The 8642-nt window shown below is 57.2% G+C and carries 8 protein-coding genes and 2 pseudogenes; 3 read left to right on the top strand and 7 right to left on the bottom strand.

The window, feature by feature from the left end; translation table 11 throughout:
- Positions 1-473 precede the first annotated feature (473 nt).
- The 5 genes from AB4043_RS08210 to AB4043_RS08190 are packed head-to-tail and all read right to left on the bottom strand — an operon-like array spanning position 474 to position 4686.
- On the bottom strand, positions 474-1799 hold the full coding sequence (locus AB4043_RS08210; RefSeq protein WP_442306833.1) for an enolase C-terminal domain-like protein: 1326 nt from the start codon (positions 1797-1799) through the stop codon (positions 474-476).
- A 15-nt stretch (positions 1800-1814) separates the two neighbouring features.
- Positions 1815-3143, bottom strand: a complete 1329-nt coding sequence (fucP, locus tag AB4043_RS08205) for an L-fucose:H+ symporter permease (RefSeq protein ID WP_442302355.1) — start codon at positions 3141-3143, stop codon at positions 1815-1817.
- Between the two features lie 2 nt (positions 3144-3145).
- Positions 3146-4000: an amidohydrolase family protein gene (locus tag AB4043_RS08200; RefSeq protein ID WP_442306832.1), complete on the bottom strand. Its 855-nt coding sequence runs from the start codon at positions 3998-4000 to the stop codon at positions 3146-3148.
- 55 nt (positions 4001-4055) lie between these two features.
- Positions 4056-4439, bottom strand: a complete 384-nt coding sequence (locus tag AB4043_RS08195) for an RbsD/FucU domain-containing protein (RefSeq protein ID WP_442302353.1) — start codon at positions 4437-4439, stop codon at positions 4056-4058.
- Positions 4440-4443: 4 nt separating this feature from the next.
- Complete coding sequence (locus tag AB4043_RS08190; protein WP_442302352.1) at positions 4444-4686, bottom strand: hypothetical protein; 243 nt, start codon at positions 4684-4686, stop codon at positions 4444-4446.
- A gap of 99 nt (positions 4687-4785) precedes the next feature.
- Between AB4043_RS08190 and AB4043_RS08185 the strand changes: the two genes are divergently transcribed.
- The 3 genes from AB4043_RS08185 (at position 4786) to AB4043_RS08175 (ending at position 7220) form a co-directional block, all read left to right on the top strand.
- The gene (locus AB4043_RS08185) at positions 4786-5556 is read left to right on the top strand and encodes an SDR family NAD(P)-dependent oxidoreductase (protein ID WP_442302351.1); all 771 of its coding nucleotides are present in this window, start codon (positions 4786-4788) and stop codon (positions 5554-5556) included.
- Positions 5557-5565: 9 nt separating this feature from the next.
- A complete protein-coding gene (locus tag AB4043_RS08180) occupies positions 5566-6351 on the top strand; it encodes an SDR family oxidoreductase (RefSeq protein ID WP_442302350.1) in 786 nt (261 codons plus the stop codon).
- Positions 6352-6506: 155 nt separating this feature from the next.
- Entirely contained in the window at positions 6507-7220 is a 714-nt protein-coding gene (locus AB4043_RS08175) for an IclR family transcriptional regulator (RefSeq protein ID WP_442306831.1), read from the top strand.
- Here AB4043_RS08175 and AB4043_RS08170 read toward each other — a convergent pair.
- Positions 7137-8093, bottom strand: a pseudogene (locus AB4043_RS08170) (glycoside hydrolase family 88/105 protein); the annotation flags it as partial. The gene AB4043_RS08175 and the pseudogene AB4043_RS08170 overlap by 84 nt on opposite strands.
- Before the next feature lie 294 nt (positions 8094-8387).
- A pseudogene (locus AB4043_RS08165) lies at positions 8388-8642 on the bottom strand (alpha-L-fucosidase); the annotation flags it as partial.

The following is an 8642-nucleotide window of genomic DNA, read 5'->3' as shown; positions in this document are numbered from 1 at the left end:
GTCCTGGACCTCTCCGGAAAGGGTCGCCGTGGTGAGCTGTCCAACGGCCATGGACGAGAAGAAAACGAGACACGTGGCCACACAAAGGATGCGTACTGCAGTTCGGATCATTGTTTTTATACCCCCGAGGGATGTTGGCCAGTCTGTTTGTCAGGATTTTCGATTGTCAAGGGTAAAAATTAATTCTCGTATATGGAATAAAGACAAGAATTGCAATGGAATCAAAAGGGTGCCAGTGCGCGCGTCGATATTCCAAAAGATGGAGAAATGTCCCGTTATTTGTAGATTTGACGTGCGGCAGGAAGCTATCGCGTATGAGAAAACGAACAGGTGAAAGACGTCGTTTCTCTCAATTTCTTCTGTCGCTAAGGAAAAACAACTCTTCATAAATGAAATAAGGGAGATTTCGTTTATTTAAAGCAAAACTGCCGCCTGGAGAGGCGGCAGTTGCAGGGTAATGGCGTTGCTCAGTATTAGCGGACGTGCTGCTCCTGATACGACGGCTCGGCCCACGCAGCGCCACCGGGATACTGATAGGTCTCCAGCGATTCCGGATAGATCTGAATGCTGTAGCCGGGTGCTTCCGGCAGAAGGTATCTGCCCTTGCGGATGTGGACAGGATGCAGGAAGTGCTCGTGGAGGTGATCGACGTACTCGATCACGCGGTTTTCGAGGCTCCGCGAGACACGAAGATAGTCGAAGAACGAGAGGTGCTGGACATACTCGCAAAGTCCTACACCGCCTGCGTGCGGGCATACCGGGATGCCAAACTTTGCCGCCATCAACAGGATAGCGATGTTCTCGTTGACTCCGGCGACGCGGCAGCTATCGATCTGGCAGACATCAATGGCTTCGGCCTGCATGAGCTGCTTGAACATCACGCGGTTATGGCAGTGTTCCCCAGTGGCAATGCGTGTCGGTTTGCACTCTCGGCGGATTCGCGCATGGCCAAGGATATCGTCAGGGCTGGTGGGCTCTTCCATCCACCAGGGCTCGAGCTCTTGCAACTGGTGAATGCGATCGATGGATTCGGAGACGCCCCACTTCTGGTTTGCATCGACCATCATGCGATTCTCCCAGCCGATCTCCTCGCGCACGATGCGTCCGCGGCGCAGGTCGTCCGCTGGATCGCCGCCAACCTTCAGCTTGAAGTGAGTCCAGCCATCGGCCAGGCCTTCATGGCACAGGCGCCTGATCTTCTCGTCGCTGAAGCCGAACCATCCGGCTGAGGTGGTGTAAGCCGGGTAACCTTCCGCCTGAAGCTGGGCAAGCCGTTCGCTTATGCCGGCCTTTCCGGCATCGAGGATCGCTTTCGCCTCGTCGCGGGAAATGGCGTCGTCGATATACCGGAAGTCGACTGCTGAAAGCAGCTGTTCGGTCTCCATCTCCGCAAGCAGCTTCCAAAGCGGCTTGCCCTCCACCTTGGCGTAAAGGTCCCAGACCGCATTGATCAGGGCGCCGGTGGCAAGGTGAATCACGCCTTTTTCCGGACCGAGCCAACGGAACTGGCTCTCATCGGTAAGCTCGCGGGAGAAGGCGGCAAAGTTGGAGACGATGGAGGAAAGTGTGCGGCCTTTGACGGTCCTGGCAAGGTAGTCGAGAGCCYGGACAACGATGTCTGTGCCGCGTCCGAGAGTAAACGTCAGCCCATGACCTTCCAGTCCGGAGTTTGTTTCCAGGATGCAGTAGGCGGCGGAATAGTCAGGATCCTTGTTGACCGCATCCGAGCCAATGGCCTCGCGAGATGTCGGGAAGCGAAGGTCGATAGTTCGTATACGTTCAATGCGAAGATCGTTCACGGTGTGTTCCTTCCACTAGTGGGTAATACCGGTTGCAGGTTGTGCTGTAGCTGCTTGTTCGGCGACTGGAATGCTTTTTGCCATCATCCACGCGTAGAGAACGACAAACAGATAGCAGACCGCTGTAACGGAATAACCGAGGGCATAACTGGAGTAGCGATGGGCGACATAACCGAGGAGCGGCGGAATAATAGCGCCGCCCACGACTGCCATGACAATGGTGGAGCCGCCAAGCTTCGCTGCTGGGCCGAGGTCCGACACGCCAACAGCGAAGATGGACGGAAACATCGGGGCCATAAAGAAGCTGGTTGCGAGAATCGCGCCCGCGCCCACCAGGCTGGGATGGGTGATGCAGACTGACAACAGGCACAGATTAATCACGGCATAGGCGAGAACCAACCGCATGGGCCGGATCCAGCGCATCAGGGCGGTTGCGGCGAAGCGGCCGACAGAGAATGCGATCAGATTTCCGATCAGCCAGTAAGCTGCCTTCTTCTCTGTAAGTGTCGTGTACTGACGGAGATAAGGGATCAGAGAGGACCATGTGCTGATCTGCGCTCCGCAATAGCAGAACTGCGCCGCCACAGACCACCACAGCCGCGGAGCATGCAACAGATCCGAAAACATCGCGGCTTCTCCGCCGGCAGCCTCCACAGATTGGTCGATAGCCGGGAAGCGGACTCGCCAGATCAGAAACGCCAGAAAGAAGACGACGCAGCCAAGTCCCAGATAGACCGGGACAACGCGCATGATCTCGCTATGCAGGTAGCTCTGATAGGTTCCCTGGAGCTTCATGGCCGCGACCTGCGCAGGCTTGAGCTCGATGCCGGAGAAGATGAAGGTGGCTCCGAGTATGACACCGGTAATCGTTCCGGGGGGATTGAATGCCTGAGAGAAATTGAGCCGCTGTACCGAGGTTTCAGAGGGGCCAAACTGCGCGATGAACGGATTGGCGGCGGTCTCAAGCACGGCTGATCCGCAGCCGACAAAGAAGAGGGCCGTCAGGAACGTCCAATACTTTCCGACGACGGCCGCCGGCCAGAACATCAGCATGCCCGTGCCGAAGAGAAAGAGTCCGCCCAGGATGCCCGCTTTGTAGCCGCGCCGCTCCATCAGGAAGGCTGCCGGCAACGCCATACAGAAATATCCAAAGAAGACAGACGTCTGTACCAACTGGGCCTGCATCTGCGTCAGCTCGAACGACTTCTGGAACTGCTGTACCAGGATGTCGGTGAGGTTATTGGACATGCCCCAAAGGAAGAAGAGGACGGTCACAAGGACAAAGACCGCCATGTTTCCCTTGGGGAAGATGCCCGGTGCGTGCGATTTCTGTGAAGCGGCCATCGTCAGATCGCCTTTCCCTGTGTTGAGAGTCTGGGCATGGAAATTTTGTAGGTGCGGCAGCAGGTTCCGGCAAAGAGGCTCTGTTGTTCGGAATCGCTGAGGGCGGCAAAGTACTGCCGCAGGAAGCCCCACCATTGTTTATAGTCCGTCGCCAACAGGCAGACAGGCCAATCTGACCCGGCCATGAGTCTGTCTGCGCCAAAGGCTTCAAGACAGACGTCGAGATAGGGCGCCAGTGTTTCGGTGGACCATGACTTCCAGTCGCCCTCCGTAACCAGGCCGGAGATCTTACAGACAACGTTGGGCCGTCTCGCCAGCTCGTGGAGATTGGCCGCCCAGGGCTCGATCTCCCGCGCGGCGATGCGTGGTTTGGCGGCATGGTCGACAACAAACTGCTGGTTGGGATGACGATCGACGAAGCGGATCGCCTCCTCGAGCTGATGCTGAAAGATGAGGATGTCGTAGATGAGGCCGCAGGTTTGCAGGCGCTCGATACCGCGGTTGAAGGCCGGTGCATCCAGAAAGCCGGCGGGCTCGGCCTGAACGACGTGGCGCAGACCCAGGAGCTTCGACTCCTGACTGAGCCGTTCCAGAAGCGCAGGGAAGCTGTCCTCCGCAATGGGAGCCCAGCCTACGACCCCGTAGAGAAAAAAATGCTGCGCCGCAAGCTTCAGCAGCCACTCCGTCTCCCCAATCGTTTGTCTCGCCTGCACTGTCACGGCCCCGTCGACGCCAGCCTCTTCCATCCTAAGCTCCAGATCCGATGGAAGAAAATCCCGTCGCAGTTCCGGCATTTCCGGGGAGATCCAGTCATACTGGATCTCGTCATACTCCCAGAGATGGTGGTGTGCATCCACGCAGACTTGCCTGGAATTGCTGTCATGAGGCTTGGTGGAATCCGAAGGCATCGTGTCAGGCAGACTCCAAAATCACATTTGCATACTGGATCGTTTCTGCCGTCCGGATCAGGCCGATGGCATGTGGAACCCGCTTCTTGAAATCGATGTGTGGTTCCCAGCCGATGGGAGGAAGAAGCGATGTGAACCGCGCCACGGTAGCTGCGTCGTTCATCTCCTGGAACTCCCGTGCCATCCAGCATTTTCCGGCAACGAAGTTAGGAAGCAACGCCTGAAGCACATCGGTCACGCTGGGAATGTTGTCCACCAGGGATATGTCCACTGTCTCAATCATCGGCCAGTAGGGAAAGCCACGGTCGGCGATGACGAGAGTATTGGTGTGTCTGACCCTGCTAAGCAGCGAATTGATATGAGGATTGAGGATTCCGGTTCGCAGCATACGTTCAACGCTTTCTGGTCATACCGATAGCGGTTAACGGTGCGGACAGTGACATCTCGTCCTTCGGCAGGGAGAGATGATGCGGTAACGCAACCGTCAGGCTGCCCAAACAGATGGCAGTGAGCATGTTATCGCACTCCAATGTCACGCTTGCTCCAACATGGGCGCGTTCAGACTGCCCCTCGGTAAATTGCTGGCAGTTTATGTTTTTCCATTGTATTTCGTCAATAAAAATATTTTTTCGCATACGGTAATCTGCCCAACTATTTCTCAGCCTGCGAAACGCCGGATTCTTATTTGGCAAGCGGTCTTTTGCGATGCTATAACTCCGGGAATGACAACTGGAATGCCATCCTCTCCATTTCGCCTTGAAGGGAAATCTGCGGTCGTTACGGGCGGTGCAAGCGGCATCGGCAATGCGATCGCCACTGCCTTCGCCGAGGCCGGAGCACGCATCACTCTTCTCGATATCAATCCCGCGCAGTTAGAGGCCGCGGCTGTGGCGATTCCGGGGGCAAGCGGTATTCCGTGCGATGTAAGTGACCCAGCGCAGGTGCAGCAGGCATTTGCAGCGATCGGCGAGGCAGGTGGAACCGACATCCTGGTAAACAGTGCCGGCGTTTCACATATCGGAACGCTGCTTTCGACCGATGTCGCCTCGTTTGACCGTCTGTTCCGGATTAATGTTAAAGGCTCATACCTGGTGATGCAGTCCGCGGTTGCCCAGATGGTCGAGAAGAAGAGCGGAGTGATTCTGAATATGGCGTCGATTGCCGCCACTGCCGGGCTGTCAGACAGATTCGCGTATTCCATGAGCAAGGGAGCCGTACTGTCGATGACACTCTCTGTTGCAAAGGACTACCTGCAGCACGGCATTCGGTGCAACTGTATCTCGCCTGCACGTGTGCACACGCCGTTCGTCGACGATTTCTTGGCGCGTAACTACGCCGGCAAAGAGGCGGAGCAGATGGCCCGTCTGGCAGCCGCCCAGCCGGTCGGCCGCATGGGGACTCCCCAGGAGATCGCGCTTCTGGCGCTATATCTCTGTTCGGACGCTTCGTCGTTCGTGACCGGTGCCGATTATCCGATCGATGGTGGCTATTTCAATCTCCGCTAAAGGGCGCATATGGATCTGGGACTTAAGGGGAAGGTGATTGCCGTCACCGGCGGGGGCTCTGGCATCGGCGAGGGAATCACCCGTGCATGTCTGGCCGAAGGCGCCAGGGTGGTGATACTAGGCCGTGTAACATCGGCCGTGCGGCAACTGATGGAAGATGTGGACCAGAAAGGTCTGCCCTGCGAGCTGGTTGAGCTGGAACTGGGAGAGACCCGCCAGTGCCGGACGGCGATCGACCATATACAGGCCAAATATGGTGAACTCTTCGGCCTGGTCAATAACGCCGGAGCGAATGATGGAATCGGCCTTGAAAATGGCACGCCGGAGCGGTTTATGGAGAGCCTGCAGCAGAACCTGCTGCACTATTACGCTCTGGCCCAGTTCGCATTGCCTCTTTTAAAGGCGTCGGTAGGCGCGATCGTGAATATCAGCTCGAAGGTCGCGATGACGGGGCAGGGCGGAACCTCAGCCTATGCGGCCGCCAAGGGAGCACAGCTTGCCCTGACCCGCGAATGGGCGGCGGAGCTGCTGCCATACGGTATCCGGGTAAATGCCGTGGTGCCGGCGGAAGTGATGACCCCTCTATATCAAACCTGGCTGAAGACTGTAGGCGATCCCGAGAAGGAGCTGTCGCGCATCAAATCCCGCATTCCCCTTGGTCATCGGATGACGACCATCGAGGAGATCGGGGCGCTGGCCGCCTTTCTGCTATCTCCCACGATGTCTGGCCATACGACCGGGCAACATCTCAGCGCTGATGGCGGCTATGTACATCTGGACAGAGCCCTTACCTAGCAGGCAGGGCGGATGTGYGCTAGAGCATTTCCCTGTAGGTGTCGTGTAGGGGTTCCACATCTATGGGCGTTTTCCGTAATGAAAACGCCACTGCACGCCCCCTCACGGGCTACCCAGCAACAGGGAAATGCTCTAAAGTATCCAGATAACTCGCCATGAGCCTTAAACAGACCGCCAAGCAGACCAGCCCGCGCACCAAGCGCAACCTCAAAAACGATTATGCCGCGCCCGCCCTCGACAAGGGGCTCGACGTAATCGAACTTCTGGCTCATCAGACCGTCGGTCTGAGCATGAGCCAGATCGCGCGTGAGTTGAACCGCAGCGTCTCAGAGATCTTTCGCATGTTRCTCTGTCTGGAGCATCGGGGTTACATCGCACAGGCGGGGGCGGAGAAGTATTCCTTGACTCTGAAGCTCTTCAAGCTAGTGCAGGAGCATCCGCCTACCGAGCGTCTGATCAGCGAGGCATTGCCGGTCATGCACCGGCTGGCGTCGCAGACCATGCAGTCCTGCCATCTGGGTGTGGTCGAGAGCGGTCGTGTCGTGATTCTGGCGCAGGTCAATGCGCCTACTTCCGTCGGCTTTTACGTCAAGCTTGGCTCGACCGTGGACATCATGGAAGCTTCGTCCGGATACGTCATTCTGGCTCATCAGAATAAGGCGGCCCTACTCTATACCTACAGGGAAAATGCTCTGATCGCTTTCGACGTCCGATTAAGCGCTGCGCATGTGCTCGTTCATGATGAGGAAGGCTCCCAGGCCATGGAAGTCGTCCGTACGGCGCGGGCGGTTGTAGTAGTACGCGAGGTCGCCTACATTGGTGCCTTCGCAGATATTGGCGATATGGCCAAATCCGTCATCGTCCTTTGAAAGTTGCGTGAGTACGCCTTTGTAGCCTTTGACCGCGACGTCGGCATAGCGTTTTGCAATATAGCCACGTTTGGCCGCCATCGACATAGTGTAGGTGTACATGCACGAGCTTGAGGTCTCGCGCCAGTTGTTCGGATCGTCGCCTTTGTCCAGAATCTGAAACCAGAGGCCGGTCTCCTTGTCCTGGTAGCGGCTGTAGGCCTCGCAGAGCTGACGAAGCTGGGCAATCAGCTTTTCCCGTTGCGGATGGGAGTGAGGCATAAGTTCGAGAACCTCGATCAGGGCCATGCCGAACCATCCAATCGCGCGGCACCAGAAATAGGCCGAGTGATGCGTGGTGGGATCTGCCCATGGCTGCGCTCCGGACTCGTCATAGGCATGGAACATCAGGCCCGACTTCGGATCATTGAGGTGGCTGGCATAGATCTGGAACTGCTTTGCCGCTTCGTCGAGCGTATATTTGCTCTCTCCGTAGGCCGTGCCGTAGCGCACCAGGAACGGCATTCCCATAAAGATGCCGTCGAGCCATAGCTGGTGCTGGCGAGAGAGTGCGTGCCAGAAGCCGCCGTCCTCGGTGCGCGGATAGTTGTCGAAGGTGTGGCGAATGGTGTCGGCGGCGGTCTTGTACTTCTTCTGTCCGGTCTCCTTATGCAGGATGAGCAGGAGATTGCCGGGCAGCACATAGTCGAGCGCGGTGATCGGACGATCAATCACGCCCTCATCGTTGACGTGCTTATCGACCCAGCCCTGGATGTAGTTCAGATACTTCTTTTCCTTGGTTCGCTTATAGAAGAGATATTGCCCATAGAGGAAGAGGGAAACGGCATAGCCCCAGCCGCTCAGGTTGCGAGGGTCCGGTGTGCGGTGCAGCATGCCATCGATCACAAGGCGAGACCAGTCGGGCTGAGCTGAGGGCTTTTCCGCCTTCATCGCCCATGCGGAACGATGCAGGCCTGTGGTGAGCAGAGGCGCGGCTGCGAACAGTTTGAACGATTCTCTTCGAGTGAAATCTGTCATGTTTGTCTTCCTTTTGGGCAGGTAGCGATAAGGTTGCCGATGACCTGGCGATATTACGAAGCGGGCAGCGTGCTGCGCTTCTGATACAAAGCCGCCGGGAGTCGCCTAGTGATTTCGGCTCCCGGTGGCAGGTTGGAGGGACCATGCCAGCTAGACGCCGGCGCGCGGTTTTTCTTTCCGAACGCGGATGTTGTCCTGGGCCGGCTCGCCGTCGCATTCGATTGCAATGGTGGTTACCGGAGAGTCCGGCGCCTTCTCCGGCAGGTCGGTGAACTTGACGTGCCACTCATTCTGGGTGAAGGTTATGGGCTTGCCGGTCTTGAGGAACTTTGCGCTCTTCACCTTCACGCTAAGTCCTCCGATCGCGATGTACTCGCCCGGCCAGAAGTGAACGTGCATGTAGAG

The organism is Terriglobus sp. YAF25, from assembly GCF_052113305.1.
GTDB lineage: Bacteria > Acidobacteriota > Terriglobia > Terriglobales > Acidobacteriaceae > Terriglobus.
This window is presented reverse-complemented; position numbering and strand designations above follow the sequence as displayed.

Excerpts from the sequence above, each read along its gene's own strand:
- fucP (WP_442302355.1), bottom strand. The coding sequence starts at position 3,143 with ATGGCCGCTTCACAGAAATCGCACGCACCGGGCATCTTCCCCAAGGGA.
- AB4043_RS08185 (WP_442302351.1), top strand. The coding sequence starts at position 4,786 with ATGCCATCCTCTCCATTTCGCCTTGAAGGGAAATCTGCGGTCGTTACG.
- AB4043_RS08195 (WP_442302353.1), bottom strand. The coding sequence starts at position 4,439 with ATGCTGCGAACCGGAATCCTCAATCCTCATATCAATTCGCTGCTTAGC.
- AB4043_RS08190 (WP_442302352.1), bottom strand. The coding sequence starts at position 4,686 with ATGCGAAAAAATATTTTTATTGACGAAATACAATGGAAAAACATAAAC.
- AB4043_RS08180 (WP_442302350.1), top strand. The coding sequence starts at position 5,566 with ATGGATCTGGGACTTAAGGGGAAGGTGATTGCCGTCACCGGCGGGGGC.